Source organism: Pelagicoccus sp. SDUM812005, assembly GCF_031127875.1.
Taxonomy (GTDB): Bacteria; Verrucomicrobiota; Verrucomicrobiia; order Opitutales; family Opitutaceae; genus Pelagicoccus.
Genome location: NZ_JARXIA010000002.1, coordinates 367,444 through 386,888 on the forward strand (window position 1 = coordinate 367,444; position 19,445 = coordinate 386,888).

Genomic DNA, 19,445 nt, shown 5'->3' on the forward strand with positions numbered 1-19,445 from the left:
GGTCCCAAACAACACTTTACCAACCCAATCCAGTCTCGTGAAATCAACCATCGCCCTCACCTCCCTCGCGCTCGTCGCGATCGCCAGTTCCGGCTGCATCAACGTGCGCACCCATAGCAGCTTCGATCCGATCTATATGAACCTCACCATCGACCTCCGCGTTAAGCTCCAGAAGGAACTCGCCGACGTCTTCGGGGATATCGACGCCGCCTCCACCACCGTCAACGAATCTGAATAGCATCACCACCTCACCGTCCAAACGACCATGAAAACACTTTCCATCGCCCGTTTCCTCCCCCTTTTCGCCCTGCTCTTCGCCCTCGTCCCTAGCTTCGCCTCCGCCCAGTCCGCCGACGAGGAAGCCATCAAGCAACGCATCATCGATCGCGTCGCCAGCGTCGACGCCCTCAAGCTCGCCGGCAAAGTCGGCGAAAACAATTCCGGACTGCTCGAGCAACGAGCCATGCTCAAGCCCGACGAGACCAAGCTCATGAATGCGGAAAACGCAGACCGCCGCGCCCTCTACACCCTCGTCGGCCAGCGCCTGGGCCTCACCTCCACCGTAGTCGGCCAAGGCCGCGCCGAAGAGCTCCGCAAGAAGTCCGCTCCCGGCGTTTGGATACAAGCCCCCGACGGAGCCTGGTCGAAAAAAGGATAACAACGCCCAACACGCAGCGCGGAGCTTTCATGTCCGCAATAGCCTTGGCGAAGCAGGAAGCCTGCGACCGCGCTGCAAGATCCCTTGCGGGCTGAAGCGCCCCCGCCCCCAGGCGCATCCCCCTAGGCCTGCCGTCCGTGAGCGCGGCAGACCTCACCCAAAAGCAATTCTTGCTCAGCAAGGTCCGATCGCCTAAACGCTCTCTCTAATGAAGATCGTTATCGTTGGAGCTGGCGAAGTCGGCACCCATTTGAGCGAAACCCTGAGCATCGCCGACCACGACGTCACCGTGATCGAACGCGACGACGCGCTCGCCAATACCCTCTCGGAGACGGTCGACGTGCGCGTCGTCAAAGGAAACGGAGCCTCCGCCGGCACCCTGCTCAAGGCTGGGGCCAACAAGTGCGACTTCTTCCTCGCCATGACGAGCAGCGACGAGACCAACCTCGTCTCCGCCTCCCTCGCCAAGGCCCTCGGCGCCACCAAGACCTTCGCCCGCGCCCACGACGCGACCTACCGCGACAACACCCTCATCAACCACCAGCGCCACTTCGGCATCGACCACCTCGTCAATCCCGAAGCGCTCGCAGCCGTAGAACTCGCCAAACGCATCCGCAACCCCGGACGCGTCGCCGTAGAGGACTTCGGTCGCGGCCAAATCGAGGTCAAGTCCATCGAGATCCAGCCCGGCGCCAAGGTCTGCGGCACGCCGCTCAAGGACATGCGCCTGCCCGGAAATATCCGCATCGGTCTCATCCAACGAGGCGACAGCAACATCGTCGCCAACGCCAACACCACCCTCTCCGTCGGCGACCAAGTCACCGTATTCGGACACCCCGACTCCCTTTTCGAAACCAAAGCCCTCTTCGACCCCTCCTCCAAAGGATCCGCCAAGATCACCGTCACCATCCTTAGCGGCACCGAAATCGCCATCTCGCTGGCGCGGCTCCTCTCCAACCCGCGCTTCAAGATCCGCATCATCGAAAAGGACCTCAAGATCTGCCACACCCTGGCCGAGCGACTCCCCAGCGTCACCATGATCCACGGCGACGGCACCTCCCTGCGCGTGCTCGAGGAGGAAGAAGTCGGCCACTCGGACTTCTTCGTCGCTTGCCGCAAAGACGACGAAGACAACATCATGACCTGCCTCCAAGCCTTCAAACTGGGAGCCAAGCACACCATGCTTGCCATCAACCGGGCCGACTACATCGAGATCCTGGAAAAGCTGAACACCAATCTCGGCGTGGAGCTCGCAGTCTCCCCTCGCGTCGCCGCCACCAACGAAGTCCTCCGCTACATCGGCAAGAAACCCTTCATCGAGCTCGAAGACCAAGTCCGCCAAGAAGTGGACAACAACTTCATCATCGAACTCGATATCGCCGAAAAGTCTGCCGTAGTCGACAAGCGAATACGCGATATCAAGTGGCCTGCCGAATGCGTGATCGTCGGGCACGAGCACAACTACATGCCGAAAACCCCTACCGGCGACGACATCCTGCAAGCCGGCGACTCCATCATCGCCATCATCTGCAAAAGCCGCATCAAGGAGCTCCTCAAGCTCACCAAGTAAGCCCAACCGAGCCAGCTCGCCTCCTCGAACGCATCCCGTTCCACTCTCCACCCTCCACCTTTCGCTCTCCCCTTGAACTTCCCACTCGTATCGAAGCTCCTCGGCGTCGTGATGCTGATCCTGGCAATCGCCTTCATCGTCTGCCTCTGCACCGCCCACTGGCTCGATTCTGCCGCCGAGCTGGAACTCACCCAAAAAGCCTTCATCACCTCGCTGGGCATTTCCGTCTTCGCAGCTGTCCTCTTCTTCTGGGTAGGCCGTAACCACACCAAGAAGTTTTTCCGCAAGGAAGCCCTTTGCACCATCGGCCTCGCCTGGCTACTCGCCAGCCTCATCGGAGCCATCCCCTACGTCATGGTGCTGCCCTACGCCGACATGGCGGACGCCATCTTCGAGAGCAGCTCCGGACTCACCACCACCGGAGCCTCCGTATTCGGCGACCTGGAAAGCTTCCCCCCAAGCCTCATGTTCTGGCGCTGCCTCAGCCAGTGGATCGGCGGCATGGGCGTCGTCGTATTCTTCGTGGCCGTGCTCGGCTTCATCGGAGTCGGAGCCAAAATGCTCTACGCCAACGAAGCCTCGGGCAGCGTCTCCGAATTCGAGGAAAGCCGCATCCAGTCCACCGTGGCCAAGCTCGTCTGGGTCTACCTCGGCCTCTCCACCGCCTGCTACCTCGCCTATTGGGGAGCCGACATGTCTTGGTTCGACGCCGTCTGCCACACCTTCACTACCGTATCCACCGCCGGCTTCAGCACACGTTCCGCCAGCTTCGCCGCCTTCGACAGCCCCACCATCGAGTGGATCTCCATCGTCTTCATGACCTTGGCCGGCCTGAACTTCATCCTCATCCTCCGCCTGTGCATGGGTCGCTTCCGCTTCGTCCTGCGCAATACCGAATTCGCCGCCTACCTTTCCATCCTGGTCATCGCCTGCATCCTCGTCAGCGCCTTCCTGCGCTTCGACGGCACCGGCTGGTCCACCGAGCACGCCATCCGCGCCGGCACCTTCCAAGTAGTCTCCATCATGACCACGACCGGCTTCGCCACCGAAGACTTCACCCAGTGGACCTCCCTCCCGCAGATGATGCTGCTCTTCCTCATGCTGGTGGGCGGCTGTACCGGCTCCACCGCGGGCGGGATCAAGATTTCCCGCCTAGTGATCGCCCTGCGGCAATCCATCGTCGGCGTCGAACGCTCCTTCCGCACCCGCGTGGTCCGCCAAATTCGCGTCAACGGCAATACCCTCAGCCCCCAAGCCGTCAGCGAAGTCAATTCCTACCTCGTTCTCATCGCCAGCGTCATCTGCGGCTCCATCCTCTTGGTCTCGGTCTTCGAAACCTCCCACAAGATCGACACCAACCTCAGCATCGTCTTCGCCTGCCTCTTCAACGTCGGCCCCGGCATCGCGGAAGTCGGCCCCACCGAGAACTTCGGCTTCCTCCACTACCATACCAAGCTCTTCCTCTCCCTGCTCATGATCATGGGACGACTCGAGCTCTACGCCATCCTAGCCCTCTTCGCTCCCCCCCTCTGGAAACGCTTCTCCTAAGCGCTCCGCGGCGTAGTCCCGCGCGCCCCAGAATTTAAGCTTACCGTAAAGCCACGAAAAAACGCGTCCCCTTGCGGGAACGCGTTTGCAAAATTCTTGGCGCTTAGCTCGCGCGACTACTCGTCGCCGTCGTCGCCGATCGCCTCTACCGGGCAACCTTCGAGAGCTTCCATACAGAGGTCGATGCCAGCCTGGTCGGTAGGCTGCGTGTGCACGAACGAGTAGGCTTCGTCGTCGTTGCGAGTGAAGAAGTCTGGTGCGGTTTCACGGCAAAGGTCACAGTCGATGCACTGCTCATCTACGTAAAACTTGCCAGCTGCGTTGTCTGACCACTTATCGGATTTGTCTGCCATATCAGCGTTTAAATCTATAATTCACCGTTCCTGTCAAGATGCGAGCGCTAGCGATCCAGCCAGCTCAGCACTCCCGCAGCCGTGCGGGCGACCGCTCCCCTGCTCCCCGCATGCCAAGCCAATCCCCCCGTGCTCATCTTGGCGCGAGCGTCCGCGTCCTGGCTCAATTCCACGATCGCCTCGATCGCCTCCGCCGCATCCTTCACCTCGCGCGCCGCGCCATGCTGCAAAAGCCCCTCGCGAATGCTGCGGAAATTCGACATGCCGCTGCCGAAGACCATCGGAGCGCCCAGGGCCCCGCACTCTACGGGAGTCTGCCCCTCCGTATGCGGCGGCAGCGACTTCCCCACGAACGCCAAGTCCGACAACTGCGTCAGAGCCCGCAGCTCCCCATGCGTGTCGGCCACCAAAATATCCAGCTCCCCTTCCGGAACGCCGCGGCTCTTGAAGTGAAACCTCAAGTCGCTCGCCCGCTCCCGCAACATCGCCTCGATCTCGTGGCGACGCTCCGCATGCCGCGGCACGATCAGCAAACGGGCCGCCGGCTCTCGCTCCCGGATCGCCCGCAGGGCCTCGACCAGCATCTCCTCCTCCCCCGGCCACGTCGAGGACCCCAGCAAGAGGAACCCCTCGCTCAAGCCCATCTCCGCTCGCATCGACGCCCGCGTCACCGCGTCCAAGATCGGCTCGATCGTCACGTCGACCTTGATGTTTCCCGTCGCGCTCACCCGCTCCGCAGGTGCCCCCAAGGCGATATAGCGTTCCCGGTCCAGATCCGAACAGGCGTAGACCTGCGACGTATTCGAAAGGATAGTACGGAAAAAGCCGCGCAACTTCATGGCCCGCTTGAAGGAGCGGTCCGAAAGGCGACCGTTCACCAGCAGGAACGGAACCCCTCGCTTCGCCGCCTGCCGCGTGTGCTCCGGCCAAAGCTCCGTCTCCGCGCAGATCGCGACATCCGGGTCGATCTTGTCCCAAACCCGAGCGCTGAACGGATAGAAATCGATCGGAAAATAAGAGATCCCCACCGCCAGTTCGCCGTACTTCTCCTGGGCCAACGCATAGCCCGTGCTCGTCGTCACTGTAAGGTAAATCTCGATACGCTCGTCCGCCGCCAGAGCCTTGAGCAGCGGCTCGATCGCCAGCATCTCCCCCAAGCTCACCGCCTGGATCCAAATCCGCTTCGCTCCCGCTCGCTTCGCCGGCACCTCCATCCCGCGGCCGAAACGCGTACCGAAATCCTTCCGGTACCCGCCGCGCTTGCGGATGTGCAGCAAGTAGCCCGGCAAAGTCAGCAGCCAGAGTGGAAGAAAAAGGACTCGATAGATCCAAATAAACACCCGCCCTCAAAACCAACTCTCCCCCGCCAAGGCAAGCCTCCCCATCCTAAACCCGCTCTTCCCCCCCCTTCTAAGTTACAGTACGGTCCAGTTTTCGCCCCTCGCCGCCGCCCGCCCTCCTCATTGACAAGCGCCCCCTCGAACCTATTCTCCCGCTTTCAAATCAAGATGGATCACCTTCACGCATATTGGAGAATGGACTACGTGAAGCAGGAAAAGACGCCTGCTCAACGGCACCCCTTTGTCGACCTGCCCGCCTTGGACAACGACAAGGAAACCCTCATTCTCTCCCGCGAGAAGCACAGCTTCATCCTCATGAACCGCTATCCCTACAACGCCGGACACCTGCTCATCCTCCCCTATCGGGAAGTGCCCGACCTGGAGGACCTCAGCGACGAGGAACTGCTCTGCTTCACCAAAACCACGCTAAAAGCCAAGAGATTGCTGGCTAAGGCCTTGAACCCGAACGGCTTCAACATCGGCATCAACCTCGGCGAAGCCGCCGGAGCGGGCGTGCCCAAGCACCTGCACCAGCACGTCGTGCCCCGCTGGAGCGGCGACACCAACTTCATGCCCGTCCTCGGCTCCACCCGCGTCCTCCCCCAGTCGCTCGAAGCCATGTGGGAACACCTGAGTCAAACTTTGAAAAGTGGCATCTGAAAACGTGAAACAGGGGCGCCTGCCCCGTTCACCCATCGCTTTTCACCCCTAGCTCTACTACATGCCTTCCCGCAAAATCCATTTCCAAAGCCCTCGCCAGCTGAGCGAGCTCTATTGCAGCGACCAAGGAAACCTCGAGCTGCTGGAGTCCACCTTCGACGCCACCGTCGTGTCCCGCGACAATTGGATCCAGGTCGACGCCGCCAGCGAGACCGCCATCGCCGCCGTGGCCGACGTCTTCGAGCTTCTCCTCGAAGGCCGCGAACAAGGCCTCACCGTAAAGAACGCCGACTTCCAAAAGACCGTCACCGGCGTCTCCGAAGGCAAGCAAGACGAGCTGCGCTCCCTCTTCGAACGGGGCACCGTCATCAAGACCAAGCGCAAGAGCATCGTCCCCAAGACCTTAGGACAAAAGCAATACCTCCGCTCCATCTTCGAAAACGACGTCGTCTTCGGCATAGGACCTGCAGGTACCGGCAAGACCTACCTCGCCATGGCAGCCGCCGTTTCCAAGCTCATCGAAGGCAAGGTCGAGCGTATCATTCTCAGCCGCCCGGCCGTGGAAGCGGGCGAAACCCTCGGTTTCCTCCCCGGCGACCTGCAGGAAAAGATCCTTCCCTACCTGCGCCCGCTCTACGACGCCCTCAACGACATGCTCAGCCCGTCCGACATCGAAAAGCTCACCGAGCGCGGCATCATCGAAATCGCCCCCCTCGCCTACATGCGCGGACGCACCCTGAGCAATTCCTTCGTCGTTCTGGACGAAGCCCAAAACACCACCTCCGAGCAAATGATGATGTTCCTCACGCGCCTCGGGGAAGGCAGCCAAATGGTCATTACAGGAGACCTCACCCAAGTCGATATCCCTAAGCACCGCTCCTCCGGGCTGCTCGAAGTTAAAAACATCCTCAAGGGCCTAAAAGGAATCAGCTTCCATTTCTTCGACGCCGGCGACGTCGTCCGCCACCACCTCGTGCAGAAGATCATCCAGGCCTACGACCGCTACCGCGACACTCATCAATAGAGGGTAAAGCTTGCCCGAATTTGAATCATTTGATCCACAAAGAGTCTCTCCACATATGCCCGTTTCCGAGCAACTAAAGGCATGGTTTCAGAAGACGTTCCCTAAGAAGAGGAAACGTCGCACCGAGACGCCCTCCACCTTGCCTCGATTCCTCGAGGAGAGCTCCCTCGTGGGTGGACTGGTCTTCCTCACCACCGTCGCCCTCATCGTCGTCACCAGCTTCGTAGGCATCAAGCCCAGCGGCTTCCAGATCCTCCCCAACCAGGTAGCGTCCATCCGCATCGTGGCCGCGGAAGCCTTCTCCTACAGCTCCCCCATCCTCACGGAACGCCGACGCCAGCAGCTCCTCAAAGAGGCCCCCCACGTCTACCGCATAGACATGGAGCCCTACAACGCCTTCAAAACCCACGTCAAGGAACTGGTCCAGGCCGTCGCCCGATTCCGCCAGATCAAGGACGACCTCATCGTCGGCCAGGCCCAAAGCCACATCGCCACCCTCACCCGGGAGTTCAACGCCAAGGGCAACTACCGCCTCACCCCCGAGAACCTTTCCCTCATTATAGAGAACACCAACCAGAAGACTTTTGAAAACCTCATCGAAACCGGGCTCATCAGCATCGAAGAAAGCTTCAAGCTCGGCATTTACGACGAAAACGACCCCACCTTCAAGTTCAGCCAAGGCGCCGTCGCCATCTTCCACATCGCCAACCTGGACAACAAGATCGGCCAAAAGCGAGTGGAGTCCATCGAGGACGCCCTCCGCTCCGTCCGCATCAACCTGCGCGCCTCCAACGTGCAGCCCCAGACCGCCGACGCCGTCATCCGCATCTTCCGCGACGCCATCAAGCCCAACCTCCGCAAGAGCGAGGCCGAGATGGAAATCCGCCGCCAAGAGCTGCTCGCCTCCCTCAAGCCCGTCATCGTAAACGTGCAGGAAGGCGCCTCCATCATCGAGCCGGGACAACCCGTCACCCAAGAGCAGCACGAGCAGCTGCGGGAATACCAACGCCACATCGCCGACAAGAGCGAAGGCACCGTCGATAACCAGCTCATCGGCCGTATCCTCCTCGTGCTGGCCATGGTCATCGCCGCCACCTTCTACATCCGCCTCGAGCACCGCCGCACCTTCCAGTCCAACGGCCGACTCGCCCTGCTCTCCCTCGTCGTCTTCGTCAACCTCCTGCTCGTGCGCACCTGCTTCGAGCTCGGAAACATCGAAACCTTCCTCTACGACAACCAGCTCTCCGCCATCCTCCCCTACATCACACCGACCGTGCTGGCCCCCATGCTGGTCGCCATCCTCATTGGCACCGGCCCCGGCCTGCTCATGGCCCTCATGATCAGCCTCTTCACCGCCGTCATGTTCGGCAACCGGCTCGACCTGCTGGTCATGTCCTTCCTCGCCTCCACCGTCGCCATCTACGTCTCCCGAAACCTGCGCAAGCGCGGCCGCGTCGTCACCGCCGGCTTCTTCGCCGGCGTCAGCGTCGCCACCTTCACCCTCCTCTTCAACTTCGTCGACGGCCTCCCCTGGTCCACCCTCATCTACCAAATGACCGGCGGCCTCGCCACCGGCCTCATCGAAGGCGTCGTCGTGGTCGGCGTCCTGCCCATCCTCGAAGGCCTCTTCAAACGCACCACCGACATCACCCTGCTCGAGCTCTCGGACTACAACCACCCCATCCTGCGCCGCATGCAGCTCGAAGCGCCCGGCACCTGGCACCACTCCCTGATGGTCGCCAACTTAGCCGAAAACGCCTGCAACGCCATCGAAGCCAACGGCCTGCTAGCCCGCGTGGCCTGCATGTTCCACGACATCGGCAAACTGGTAAAACCGGAATACTTCACCGAAAACCAACTCGACGGCTACAACCCCCACAACGAGAAGACCCCCTCCTTCTCCGCCCTCGTCATCAAGTCCCACGTCAAGGAAGGCGTCGACCTCGGCCTCACCTACAAGCTGCCCCGCCCCATCATCGACGTCATCCGCCAGCACCACGGCACCAACCTCATCCGCTTCTTCCACCACAAGGCCAAGCAACAGGCCGAAGATCCCTCCCACGTCCAGGAATCCACCTACCGCTACGACGGCCCCAAACCCCAGTTCAAGGAATCCGCCGTCATCCTGCTCGCCGACTCCGTAGAAGCCGCCTCCCGCTCCCTCGCCAAGGTCACCCCCCAAAACGTCGAGGAACTCGTCGACCGCATCTTCTCCGCCAACATCGAAGACGGACAGCTCAACGACTGCCCCATCACCATCGCGGAAGTCGCCAAAGTCCGCGAATCATTCATCTTCACTCTGCTCAATTCCCTCCACACGCGCATCGCGTACCCAGGGCAGAAGACCGGAGAAAAAGCCCCCAAGAAATCCTCGACCAAGACGGATGACCGAAAAACAGAACGCACCAGCGCGAGTACAAGTAAATAGCCTGTGTCCAAAGCTCGGATACGACGAATCCGAGATCGAACGTCTCATCCGAGCCCTAGACAAGGCCGGAGCCTTCGACGCCCCTCCCGGAGAGCTCTCCATCGCCTTCGTCGACAAGGAGTACATCGCCCAACTGCACGACCAATTCATGGGAGATCCCACTCCCACCGACGTCATTACCTTCCCGCCCGATCCCGATATCGACCAAGCCGGAGAAGTCATCGTCTGCCCCCAGGTCGCAAGAGAGTACGCCAAAAAAGAGAACCTCGACTTCAGCCACGAGCTCAGCCTCTACATCATCCACGGCTACCTGCACCTCTGCGGCTTCGACGACATCGAAGAAACCGACCGGGCCCTCATGCGCCGCGCCGAGCAACAAGCGCTCGAAATCGCGCGCAAAGCCAAAGCCATGCCCAGCTTCAGCCTGTCCTAGCGCAGCGCCTTAGCCCGCATCCGCGGAGCCTATAGCCACGCCTCCGCTTATTCCTCGCCAGCAGCCTCGACGGCCGCCGGTTCCTCCATCCCGTCCACGAACGGTAGCTGAGTCACTCCGTTCACCACGAACTGCACCGCGATCACCGCGAACAGCAGCCCCATCACCCGACGCAAGATCCTCAGCAGGATCGGGTTCAGCCACTCGCCGCCCTTCGCCGACGCGCTCAAGATAAAGAAACTCGCCAAATAGACGATCGGGATGCTCGCCAACAGCATACCCGTCTCCCAAAGCGACTTCGCCTGGCTCTCCAGGATGATCACCGTCGAAACCGACCCCGGCCCGCACAGCAAGGGCACCGCCAGCGGCGTCACCGCAACGTCAGCCTTCTCCCGAGCCGCCACGCTCTCTTTCTCGTTCAAGCGCTTCGGCGCGTCCGGAGCCCGCACCATTTCGAAGCCAATCGAAAACAAGATGATACCGCCGGCAATCTGCAGGGCCGGAATGGTGATACCCAACAAGCGAAAGACGAACTCCCCCGCCAAAGCCGTCAAAACCAGCAAGCAAGCTCCGATCAAGCAAGCCATGCGAGCCGCCGCCTTCCGGTCCGCCACCGTCTCGTTCGGAGTGATCGCCAAGAAAGCCGGCACAGCCGAAAACGGATTCACGATCGTAAAAAGCGACACCACCGAAAGCAGCAGGAACTCGATTGAAAAAGCCATCCCTGCAATCCCCATCACCCCCGCTCCCAAAATTCAACCCCCAACTCCCCGAGCCTAGCGCTCACGCGCCGCCCCGCAAGCGTCCACCCCGCTTAGCGATCTCCTCCAACTCCTCCGGCCGCGCCCCGCCAGCCCGCAATTCGCGCAAGCCCATCGCCCCCGCCCGCTTCGCCAACCGCTTCCCTTCCGTATCCAAAATCAAAGGACAGTGATAAAAAGCAGGCGGCTCCTCGCCCAAAGCCCGATAAAGCAGAAGCTGCCGCGCCGTCGACGCCAACAAATCCTCCCCGCGCACCACCTCCGTAATCCCTTGGGCCACGTCGTCCGCCACCACCGCCAACTCGTAGCTGGGAAAGCCATCCTTCCGCCAAACCAAGAAATCCCCGAAATCCCGGCCCGCCACGAAATGTTGCGCCCCGAGCCGCCCGTCCTCGAACGCGATCGCCTCCCCGTCGGGTACCCGAAAGCGCCAGTTGATCGCCAAGGCTTCCGCCTCGCTCCCAAAGACAAACTCCCGCTCGCGACAGGTGCCCGGATACAACGGCTCCTGCCCCTCCACATGTGGAGCCCGGATCGCCTCCGCCACATCCTTGCGCGAACACGAGCACGGGTACACCACTCCCGCCTCCCGCAGCCTCCCCAGCACCTCGCGAAACCAAGCCAAGCGCTCGCTCTGCCGCAGCACCTCCGGCTCCCAGCTCAGCCCCGCCCACGCCAAATCCTCCGCCAAAGCCTCCACGAACTCCGGCTTGCAACGGGCCTGATCCAAATCCTCGATACGCAATAGCAGCTTCCCGCCAGCCGCCCGAGCCCGACGCTGGGCCTCCAAAAAGGTGCACGCATGCCCCAGATGCATCAAACCCGTCGGAGTCGGCGCCACCCTCCCCACATATTCCCCAAATATCCTACGCTTGCTCTTAACCATAATCCTTATCTCACCCAGAACCGAGAACCCTCTGTCATACCCACAGCACTACAAGTGTAGTTTAAACAAACTTTTTCTTGCCTGAACTGTTTCGTCCATCTTTATTCGCTGAACTTAACTTTTTCAGAAAGCTGATCAAACTTAAGACTATGAAGCTCACGGCAATGATTCACAATCCACTCCTCTCATCGGGGACCGAGCGCTTCTAGGATTTAGCAGATCAGAAGGCTCGTCAAAATTTCGCGGGCCGCACACAATTTCCCTCCCATCCCCTTGGCCCGCCTCACGGCGGGCCTTTATTTTGTCCGCGTTTGAAGCCGAACCGTAGCGTTCATCGTTCAAAACAACTCTTCCAACTCTTCGCGGACCATGACTCTAAAACTACACGACGACTCCGGCAAAACCTTGTCCGGACCCAAGCTCGTTTGGACCCTCATCGCCGGCTTTCGCGGCATGTACCTCTGGGCAGCCCTCGCCCTCTTCGCCGCCACCGCCTTCCAGTTCGTCGTCCCGCTCATCGGCAGCGCCACCATCGACTACTCCCTCGTCCAGGATCCCGTCCACGAGGAGCCCCTCCTGCGCCGCGTCATCGACCTCATCGGCGGACCCGAGCTCGTCACCCAAAACCTCTGGCTGCCCGCCATCGCCATGCTGGCCTTCGCCGCCCTCGGCGGCCTCTTCAACTACTACCAAAAGCTGGCCGCCGCCAAAGCCTCCGACGGCATTTGCAAACGCCTCAAGGACCAGCTCTACGACCACATCCAACGCATGAGCAACCGCCACCTGGACCAAACCCAGACCGGCGACCTCGTGCAACGCTGCACCTCAGACGTCGAAACCACCCGCATCTTCCTCGCCGCCCATATCGTGGAAATCGGTCGCGGTCTGGTCCTCATCGCCACCGTGCTCCCCATCATGCTCTCCATGCACGTCGGCCTCACCATAGCGTCCATGGCCCTCATCCCGGTCATCATCCTCTACAGCTACCTCTACATCAAGAAGGTGAAACACCTCTTCACCGAGGTCGACGAAGCCGAAGGCCGCCTCACCTCCGTCGTCCAGGAAAACCTCACCGGCATCCGCGTCGTACGCGCCTTCGGACGCCACGACTTCGAAATCGAAAAGTTCGAGAAACCCAATACCGAATACCGTGACTCCAGCATCAAGCTGATCAAGATCATGTCCTGGTTCTGGTCCGTGGCCGACATCGCCAGCCTCACCCAAATCGGCATCGCCCTCATCGCTAGCGCCTACCTCGCCCTGCAAGGCAGCGTATCCATCGGCACCATCTTCGCCTTCCTCGCCCTGCTCAACATGGTACTCTGGCCCGTACGCATGATCGGACGCATCCTCACCGACTTCGGAAAAACCGCCGTCGCCCTCCAACGTATCAACGAAATCCTTACCCAACCTTTCGAAACCGAAGGCGACCGCATCACGCTGGCCCCGAACCAGCCCACCACCGGACGCATCGCTTTCCAGGACGTCACCTTCGCCCACCACCCTACCGACCCCACCGTCGAAGGCATCAACCTGCAAATCGAACCGGGCGAAACCCTCGCCATCCTCGGGCCCTCCGGCTCCGGAAAAACGACCCTCATGCACCTGCTGCTCCGCTTCTACGACTGCGACAGCGGCTCCATCCAAATCGACGGCATGAACATCAAAGAACTCGACCGCGCCTACCTGCGCGCCCAGTTCGGCGTCGTCCTGCAAGAGCCCTTCCTCTACTCCCGCAGCATTCGCAACAACATCCGCTTCGGCGTCAGCGACGCCCAGCAGGCCGACATCGAAGAAGCCGCCAACATGGCCTGTATCCACGATACCATACAAAACTTCAGCGACGGCTACGACACCGAGATCGGCGAAAAAGGCATCACCCTCTCCGGCGGCCAGCGCCAGCGAGTCGCTATCTCGCGCGCCCTCCTGCGCAAGCCTCCCGTCCTCCTGCTCGACGACGCCCTCAGCGCCGTAGACAACGAAACCGAGTCCTCCATCATCTCCGCCCTGCAGCAGCGCCACGGCAAACAAACCACCATCGTCATCGCCCACCGTCTCTCCACCCTCGCCCACGCCGACAAGATCGTGGTCCTGGAAAACGGCAGGATCACCAAGTCCGGCACCCACCAAAGCCTCAAGGACGAAGACGGCCTCTACCGCCGCCTCTGGACCATCCAAACCCAACTCGAAGCCACCCTCGCCGTCGAAACCAAAAGCTAGGAAGAGCCGCGCCCGAACATCCAACTCACAGCCCACCATGACCCACCCACCCGACACCGAAGCACTCGCCACCAAGATCGACTTCGATTTGTGGCGACGCATTTTCCGCTTCGCCCTCAACCACAAGCGGCTCCTCCTCCCGCTCATGGCCAGCGCTCTCGTCCTCAGCCTCATCGACGCCGCCTTCCCCATCGTCACCATGAAAGCCATCGACGTCGTGCAAAACGGCGGCGTACCCAAAGACCTGATACCCATCGCAGGCGCCTACTTCGGCCTCGCCCTCACCCTCGCCGCACTCGTCTACGTCTTCATCCGCTGCGCCGGTGGCATATCCCACCACATCGCCTTCGATATCAAGCGCGACTGCTTCAAGCGCCTGCAAGAGCTCGAGTTCTCCTTCTACGACAAGCAACCCACCGGCTGGCTCATCTCCCGCCTCACCGCCGACTGCGACCGCCTCTCACGCATCCTCGCCTGGGGCTTCCTCGACATCCTATGGGGCAGCTTCTTCGTTGCAGCCATGTCCATCACCATGCTCATCCTGCATTGGAAACTGGCCCTCATCGTACTGGCCACCCTCCTCCCGCTCCTAGCCATCAGCATCTACTTCCAAAAGAAGATGCTCATAACCTCCCGCCAGATCCGCAAGCACAACGCCCGCATCACCGCCTCCTACAACGAAGGCATCGCCGGGGTAAAAACCACCAAGACCCTCGGCCGCGAAACCGAAAACCTCAGCGAGTTCGAAGGCATGTCCACCGACATGTACTCCGCCTCCGTGCGCCGCGCCTTCTTCAGCGCCATCTACCTGCCCATCGTCATGCTTATCGGAAGCCTCGGCTCCGGACTCGCCCTCTGGTACGGCGGCCTCAACGTGCTCAGCGGCAGCATCAGCCTCGGCATTCTCGTCGCCTTCATCAGCTACGCCGGCAACTTCTTCCAACCCATCAACCAAATCGCCCAGATCCTCGCCGAGATCCAAGGAGCCCAAGCCGCCGGCGAACGGGTCATGGGCCTGCTCGCCACCGAACCCAAAATCAAGGACTCCCCCGAAGTCCTGCAAAAGATAGCTACCCGCAGCGCGGAGCTTCAGCCCGCGGAAGGCGCGCAGAATCAAACCACCATCGCTCCCGACGGCCACCCTCACCAAATCGACGAAATCCAATTCGCCGACGTCTCCTTCTCCTACAACGACAAGGAGCAGATCCTCAAACGCTTCAACCTCACCGTCAAACGCGGCCAAACCATCGCCCTGGTCGGCCCCTCGGGCGGCGGCAAGAGCACCATCGTCAGCCTCGTATCCAGATTCTACGAACCGACCTCTGGAGAAATTCGAATCAACGGTCTCGACTACCGCCAACGCAGCCTCGCCTGGTTGCAGTCCCAGCTCGGCAACGTCCTGCAAACGCCCCACCTCTTCAACGGCAGCGTCATCGAAAACATCCGCTACGGACGACTCGGCGCCACCGATCAAGAGATCCGCGAAGCCGCCACCCTAGTCAACGCCCACGACTTTATCATGAAGTTGGAAAACGGATACGGAACGCCGATCGGCGAAGGCGGCGCCCGCCTTTCCACGGGCGAGCGCCAGCTCATCTCCTTTGCTCGCGCCCTGCTGGCCGATCCGCAGATATTCATCATGGACGAAGCAACCTCATCCATCGACACCGAAACCGAAAAGCTCATCCAAGACGGCATGCAGCGCGTCTTCGACGGCCGCATAAGCTTCGTCATCGCCCACCGACTCTCCACCATCCGCTCTGCCGACCAGATCCTCGTCATCCAAAAAGGAGAGATCGAAGAGCAAGGCACCCACCAGGAACTGCTCGCCCAGCGCGGCCACTACTACGAACTCTACGTCAACCAGTTCCGCCGCGAGGGCGAAGAGCAAGCCCTGGAAGCCGGTTGACAATCGTAGCGCTGAGCTTCAGCCAGCGACCGCAGTGCAGGATCAACTCTCCGGGGACGCCGGCTAAAGCTCGGCGCTACGATCCCCCCAAAAGCCAAAGGGTGCCTGGACGACCCACGTCCAAGCACCCCCCATATCGCAATGTACGACCTAAACAAATTCTAGCGCGTCACACTTCCACCACAACCTTCACGCCCTCCTGGCGCAGGTTGACTTGAAAGGCCTCGTCAATCTGATCGAGGGGAAACTTGTGGGTGATTAAGGAAGTCACCGGCAAACCGATACGTTCCGCCCGTTGCAGGAAGTGGTAGGCATTCGGGTATTCAAAACTGTTATACACCCAGCTACCAACCAAGGTAATCTCCTTCGCGCAAATATCGCGGTGCGGATTGATAGCGCACTCACCGCCGTCCACGAAGTGTCCGACCTCGCAAATACCGCCGCCGCGCCGGATGAGCTTGTAGAGATTTGCGTGAGCCAACGGCACGCCTGTAACCTGAAAGCCCCAGTGAGCGCCAAGCCCCTTGGTCAGGCTCCGCACCTTATCCGCGATCTCGTCGATGCCGGAATACTCCTTGTAGTTGATCAACTCGTCCGCGCCGAGCGAACGGGCCATCTCCAGCCGATCCGGATTGCCGTCCAGAGCGATGATGTTGTTCACGCCCTGCGTCCGCAGCACCGCAATCATCAACAGGCCAATCGGTCCGCAACCTTGCACCACGACCCGCGAACGGAAATTCAAACGGTTGCCGCCGCAACTCTTGGCACGCTCCAACGCGTGGCACACGACCGCCGCCGGCTCGATCAAGCAACGCAGTTCGACGCTCATGTCGTTTACCACGAAAAAGGACGAGCCGGGACGTATGATCAGATACTCGCCAAAGTATCCGTTGAAATGGTTGTCGGGCTCGTCCGGAAGCAAACCGTAAACCTTGAGGTCGTCGCTCAGATTCGCCTTGGCCGGGTTGTACTTGGCGATCAGGCAGTCCGGCGACGTTTCCATCAAGCTAGTGACAATCTTGTCGCCCACCTTCACCGCCTTGCCGACACTGTCCATCTTGACCTCAGAACCGACCTGCAAAACTTCGCCCGTGCCTTCGTGGCCCAAGACGTTTGGCGTCAACCCAAACGGGTCGGACTTGTAGCAGTGCACATCCGTGCCGCAGACGCCACAAGCCTCCACCTTTACGAGAATCTCCTTGGGGCCGATCTCGCGCAGCGGAAACTCTCGAATTTCCAGTTTCCGCGGTTCGACCAAGACCGCTGCACGCCCCGTCTTGCCGCCAAGCACGGACGCCTCCGGCTCGTCGACTTGGCTCGACGCGGAGCTCACCAAGCCTCTGCTCGAGAGCACCTCGTGAACGATACGCGATATTTCAGAAGATTCCACCGAACCCGCAGGAAAACAAACTAGTAGCTCAGACCCAACTGGCCAAAAGCGACTTCACGTTCTTCGAGCAGCTCCTTGTTGGAAGCAGCGATCTTCTCCTTCGCGTATTCAGAAAGCTTTACACCTTCCGCTACGCGCCACTGTCCCGCGCCGTCCACTCGGATCGGCAAGGAAGTGATAATGCCTTCGGGCGTTCCGTACTCGCCATGCGAAACGACGCAAACGCTGTGGATCTCGCCGTGGCTCGGAGCCGAGAGATCCCGCACCGTGTCAACCACCGCATTTGCCGCAGAGGCTGCCGAAGAGGCGCCGCGGGCATCGATGATCGCCTTGCCGCGCTGGCCGACCACGGGAACGAAGGTATCGCGCAACCAAGATTGGTCGGCGATTACGTCGGTCACCTTCTGGCGGCCGATCTTCGCGTTCTCGAAATCTGGATACATCGAAGGACTGTGATTACCCCAAACGCAAAGCTGGGAAACTTCCTTAACCGGTACGCCTGCCTTTTGGGCGAGCTGAGTCTTGGCGCGGTTCTCATCGAGACGCGTCATGGCGAAGAACTGCTCGTTCGGGATGTCCGGAGCGCTCTTCATGGCGATCAGCGCATTCGTGTTGCACGGATTGCCTACCACGAGCACGCGCACGCTTGGCTTCGCGTTATCGTTGATCGCCTTGCCCTGTCCAATGAATACCTTGCCGTTAATGCCAAGCAGGTCCGCTCTTTCCATTCCTGCCTTGCGCGGCACGGAACCTACCAGCAAAGCCCAATCGACATCCTTGAAACCTACGCTCAGATCATCGGTTTGAACGATCTCCGTAAGCAACGGAAACGCGCAGTCGTCCAACTCCATGGCAACCCCAGCCAGAGCCTTCATGCCAGGCTCGATTTCGATGAGGTTCAAAGCGACAGGCTGGTTCGGACCGAACATAGCTCCCGAAGCGATACGGAAGAGCAATGCGTATCCAATATTTCCTGCGGCTCCGGTAACAGCTACACGGATCGGTTCTTTCTTAGAAGAGAAGGTATTCATCGTTTCAATTGGGTTTGTTCTAAGGTTCTTTTGGGGGGATCTCAGCAAGCGAGCTTTCGCTACTTGCCGAGCTGGCTCTGGATTTCAGCGGTGATGGTCTTCACCAACTCTTCCGCATCCGCGATGCTGGAGCTGGATCCGGAATCGCAACCGCAGGCTACCTGGCAGGCGCCGCCATCGCGATCAGTGAAGAATCCTGGACGGAAGTCGGAGTTGTCGCAGAGTTCGCACTCCTTCCAGCCTTCGCGCTTGTCGTCCATACCGAGCGACTTGCGGAGCTCGATCAGCGTCTTGGCTTCGGAAGCCTTGATTGGGTCGAGCTTCTTGCCGAGCATGGAAGCGACCCAAACCGTCTTACAATAAGACTCGGTGTTCTCCATCTTCCAGTAAGCGTCTTCGATGTCCTTACCCCAAGTGATCACACCGTGGTTGATCATGAGAACGGACATGTGGTCGATCGCTACGGTGCCGACTTCCTCGGCGTTCTCCGGAGAGCCTGGGGTGCGGTACTCAGCGACACCGATCTGGCCGAGGAATACTTCCGCTTCCGGGATCAAACACGTTGGCGGCTGAACCTTCGCTACCGCGTAAGCCGTGGCGTGCGGCGGGTGAGCGTGGCAGCAAGCCTTGGCCTTAGGCTGGCGCTTCATGATAGCGAGGTGAGTCATGGCCTCGCTGGTGCGCTTGAGGCGTCCGGCGATCTGGTTACCATCGAGATCGATCAAAGCCATGTCGTCCGCCTTCATGAATCCCTTACAGATCAGAGTTGGCGTACAAAGAGCGAGATTGTCGCCTACGCGTACCGTCAAGTTTCCGCCGTTGCCGTCGGTGTACTCGCGCTCCCACATGCGCTTACCCATCAGGGCCATGTTTTCGCGAATGGTAGTGATCTCTGGAGAAAAGTAGAAGGCGCGAATCTCGTCGCGTGTCTTCGGGTCCTGGCCCGGCGTCCACGTGTATTCGTAATTCGGGATAACGGGTACGCCAAACAACTCGTTGTCACTCATCGTCACATTACCTGCTGGAGCAGCGGACGCCGCAGCTGGCTTGGAGAAGGAGGAGCGCTTAGCGACCGTGCCGCCTGCTAGCTTGAGCCGGTCCTTGGCGGAAGGGGTGAGGATGGTTCCGGCCGGGATCGCGTCAGCGCCTTTGCCCTGAGCCAAGAGGGCTTCGATGTCGCTTTCTGTGAGTACTTTTTTCATAGCAGAATGTGTGTGAAATGTTTGTTGTTTAA

Annotated in this window: 17 protein-coding genes; 10 read left to right on the forward strand and 7 right to left on the reverse strand. The window is 60.3% G+C overall.

All coding sequences use genetic code 11. The annotated features are described in order from the left end of the window. Positions 1–37: 37 nt before the first annotated feature. The 4 genes from QEH57_RS05040 (at position 38) to QEH57_RS05055 (ending at position 3,776) form a co-directional block, all read left to right on the forward strand. The gene (locus tag QEH57_RS05040; RefSeq protein ID WP_309005592.1) at positions 38–238 is read left to right on the forward strand and encodes a hypothetical protein; all 201 of its coding nucleotides are present in this window, start codon (positions 38–40) and stop codon (positions 236–238) included. Between the two features lie 27 nt (positions 239–265). Beyond that, positions 266–658: a DUF1318 domain-containing protein gene (locus tag QEH57_RS05045; protein ID WP_309005593.1), complete on the forward strand. Its 393-nt coding sequence runs from the start codon at positions 266–268 to the stop codon at positions 656–658. A 208-nt stretch (positions 659–866) separates the two neighbouring features. Continuing rightward, on the forward strand, positions 867–2,228 hold the full coding sequence (gene trkA, locus QEH57_RS05050) for a Trk system potassium transporter TrkA (protein WP_309005594.1): 1,362 nt from the start codon (positions 867–869) through the stop codon (positions 2,226–2,228). Positions 2,229–2,300: 72 nt separating this feature from the next. Beyond that, a complete protein-coding gene (locus tag QEH57_RS05055; RefSeq protein WP_309005595.1) occupies positions 2,301–3,776 on the forward strand; it encodes a TrkH family potassium uptake protein in 1,476 nt (491 codons plus the stop codon). 116 nt (positions 3,777–3,892) lie between these two features. On the opposite strand, the gene QEH57_RS05060 is transcribed toward QEH57_RS05055, so the two are convergent. Together QEH57_RS05060 and QEH57_RS05065 are read right to left on the reverse strand one after the other, a co-directional pair. After that, a complete protein-coding gene (locus QEH57_RS05060; protein WP_309005596.1) occupies positions 3,893–4,129 on the reverse strand; it encodes a ferredoxin in 237 nt (78 codons plus the stop codon). Positions 4,130–4,176: 47 nt separating this feature from the next. Next, positions 4,177–5,469 (reverse strand): glycosyltransferase N-terminal domain-containing protein, encoded by a 1,293-nt coding sequence (locus QEH57_RS05065; protein WP_309005597.1) that lies wholly within the window; start codon positions 5,467–5,469, stop codon positions 4,177–4,179. Positions 5,470–5,637: 168 nt separating this feature from the next. On the opposite strand from QEH57_RS05065, the gene QEH57_RS05070 reads away from it, so the two are divergent. The 4 genes from QEH57_RS05070 (at position 5,638) to ybeY (ending at position 10,014) form a co-directional block, all read left to right on the forward strand. Then, positions 5,638–6,129 (forward strand): HIT domain-containing protein, encoded by a 492-nt coding sequence (locus tag QEH57_RS05070; protein ID WP_309005598.1) that lies wholly within the window; start codon positions 5,638–5,640, stop codon positions 6,127–6,129. A gap of 61 nt (positions 6,130–6,190) precedes the next feature. Next, positions 6,191–7,153, forward strand: a complete 963-nt coding sequence (locus QEH57_RS05075) for a PhoH family protein (RefSeq protein WP_309005599.1) — start codon at positions 6,191–6,193, stop codon at positions 7,151–7,153. Between the two features lie 55 nt (positions 7,154–7,208). Continuing rightward, entirely contained in the window at positions 7,209–9,581 is a 2,373-nt protein-coding gene (locus QEH57_RS05080) for an HDIG domain-containing metalloprotein (protein ID WP_309005600.1), read from the forward strand. Beyond that, positions 9,538–10,014 (forward strand): rRNA maturation RNase YbeY, encoded by a 477-nt coding sequence (gene ybeY, locus QEH57_RS05085; RefSeq protein ID WP_309005601.1) that lies wholly within the window; start codon positions 9,538–9,540, stop codon positions 10,012–10,014. The genes QEH57_RS05080 and ybeY overlap by 44 nt, the downstream gene beginning before the upstream one ends. Before the next feature lie 47 nt (positions 10,015–10,061). Here ybeY and QEH57_RS05090 read toward each other — a convergent pair whose 3' ends face one another. Together QEH57_RS05090 and gluQRS are read right to left on the reverse strand one after the other, a co-directional pair. Beyond that, positions 10,062–10,736: a MarC family protein gene (locus tag QEH57_RS05090; protein WP_309005602.1), complete on the reverse strand. Its 675-nt coding sequence runs from the start codon at positions 10,734–10,736 to the stop codon at positions 10,062–10,064. Between the two features lie 61 nt (positions 10,737–10,797). Further along, on the reverse strand, positions 10,798–11,661 hold the full coding sequence (gluQRS, locus tag QEH57_RS05095) for a tRNA glutamyl-Q(34) synthetase GluQRS (protein WP_309005603.1): 864 nt from the start codon (positions 11,659–11,661) through the stop codon (positions 10,798–10,800). Positions 11,662–12,030: 369 nt separating this feature from the next. Here gluQRS and QEH57_RS05100 point away from each other — a divergent pair, with 369 nt between their 5' ends. Both QEH57_RS05100 and QEH57_RS05105 read left to right on the forward strand, forming a co-directional pair. Continuing rightward, complete coding sequence (locus QEH57_RS05100; protein ID WP_309005604.1) at positions 12,031–13,881, forward strand: ABC transporter ATP-binding protein; 1,851 nt, start codon at positions 12,031–12,033, stop codon at positions 13,879–13,881. 37 nt (positions 13,882–13,918) lie between these two features. Then, entirely contained in the window at positions 13,919–15,790 is a 1,872-nt protein-coding gene (locus tag QEH57_RS05105) for an ABC transporter ATP-binding protein (protein WP_309005605.1), read from the forward strand. Between the two features lie 169 nt (positions 15,791–15,959). Here QEH57_RS05105 and QEH57_RS05110 read toward each other — a convergent pair whose 3' ends face one another. The 3 genes from QEH57_RS05110 to QEH57_RS05120 are packed head-to-tail and all read right to left on the reverse strand — an operon-like array spanning position 15,960 to position 19,413. Then, positions 15,960–17,144 carry a zinc-binding dehydrogenase gene (locus QEH57_RS05110; RefSeq protein ID WP_309005606.1) on the reverse strand — a complete coding sequence of 395 codons (1,185 nt, stop codon included), beginning with the start codon at positions 17,142–17,144 and terminating at the stop codon, positions 15,960–15,962. A gap of 56 nt (positions 17,145–17,200) precedes the next feature. Then, on the reverse strand, positions 17,201–18,211 hold the full coding sequence (locus QEH57_RS05115) for a malate dehydrogenase (RefSeq protein ID WP_309005607.1): 1,011 nt from the start codon (positions 18,209–18,211) through the stop codon (positions 17,201–17,203). A gap of 59 nt (positions 18,212–18,270) precedes the next feature. Next, a complete protein-coding gene (locus QEH57_RS05120; RefSeq protein ID WP_309005608.1) occupies positions 18,271–19,413 on the reverse strand; it encodes a class II aldolase/adducin family protein in 1,143 nt (380 codons plus the stop codon). Between the last annotated feature and the right edge of the window lie 32 nt (positions 19,414–19,445).

What these genes read in the sequence shown, in the direction of transcription:
- trkA (WP_309005594.1), top strand. Translation starts at nt 867, where the DNA reads ATGAAGATCGTTATCGTTGGAGCTGGCGAAGTCGGCACCCATTTGAGC.
- QEH57_RS05100 (WP_309005604.1), top strand. Translation starts at nt 12,031, where the DNA reads ATGACTCTAAAACTACACGACGACTCCGGCAAAACCTTGTCCGGACCC.
- QEH57_RS05045 (WP_309005593.1), top strand. Translation starts at nt 266, where the DNA reads ATGAAAACACTTTCCATCGCCCGTTTCCTCCCCCTTTTCGCCCTGCTC.
- QEH57_RS05105 (WP_309005605.1), top strand. Translation starts at nt 13,919, where the DNA reads ATGACCCACCCACCCGACACCGAAGCACTCGCCACCAAGATCGACTTC.
- QEH57_RS05080 (WP_309005600.1), top strand. Translation starts at nt 7,209, where the DNA reads ATGCCCGTTTCCGAGCAACTAAAGGCATGGTTTCAGAAGACGTTCCCT.
- QEH57_RS05070 (WP_309005598.1), top strand. Translation starts at nt 5,638, where the DNA reads ATGGATCACCTTCACGCATATTGGAGAATGGACTACGTGAAGCAGGAA.
- gluQRS (WP_309005603.1), bottom strand. Translation starts at nt 11,661, where the DNA reads ATGGTTAAGAGCAAGCGTAGGATATTTGGGGAATATGTGGGGAGGGTG.
- QEH57_RS05075 (WP_309005599.1), top strand. Translation starts at nt 6,191, where the DNA reads ATGCCTTCCCGCAAAATCCATTTCCAAAGCCCTCGCCAGCTGAGCGAG.
- QEH57_RS05115 (WP_309005607.1), bottom strand. Translation starts at nt 18,211, where the DNA reads ATGAATACCTTCTCTTCTAAGAAAGAACCGATCCGTGTAGCTGTTACC.
- ybeY (WP_309005601.1), top strand. Translation starts at nt 9,538, where the DNA reads ATGACCGAAAAACAGAACGCACCAGCGCGAGTACAAGTAAATAGCCTG.
- QEH57_RS05060 (WP_309005596.1), bottom strand. Translation starts at nt 4,129, where the DNA reads ATGGCAGACAAATCCGATAAGTGGTCAGACAACGCAGCTGGCAAGTTT.
- QEH57_RS05090 (WP_309005602.1), bottom strand. Translation starts at nt 10,736, where the DNA reads ATGGCTTTTTCAATCGAGTTCCTGCTGCTTTCGGTGGTGTCGCTTTTT.
- QEH57_RS05120 (WP_309005608.1), bottom strand. Translation starts at nt 19,413, where the DNA reads ATGAAAAAAGTACTCACAGAAAGCGACATCGAAGCCCTCTTGGCTCAG.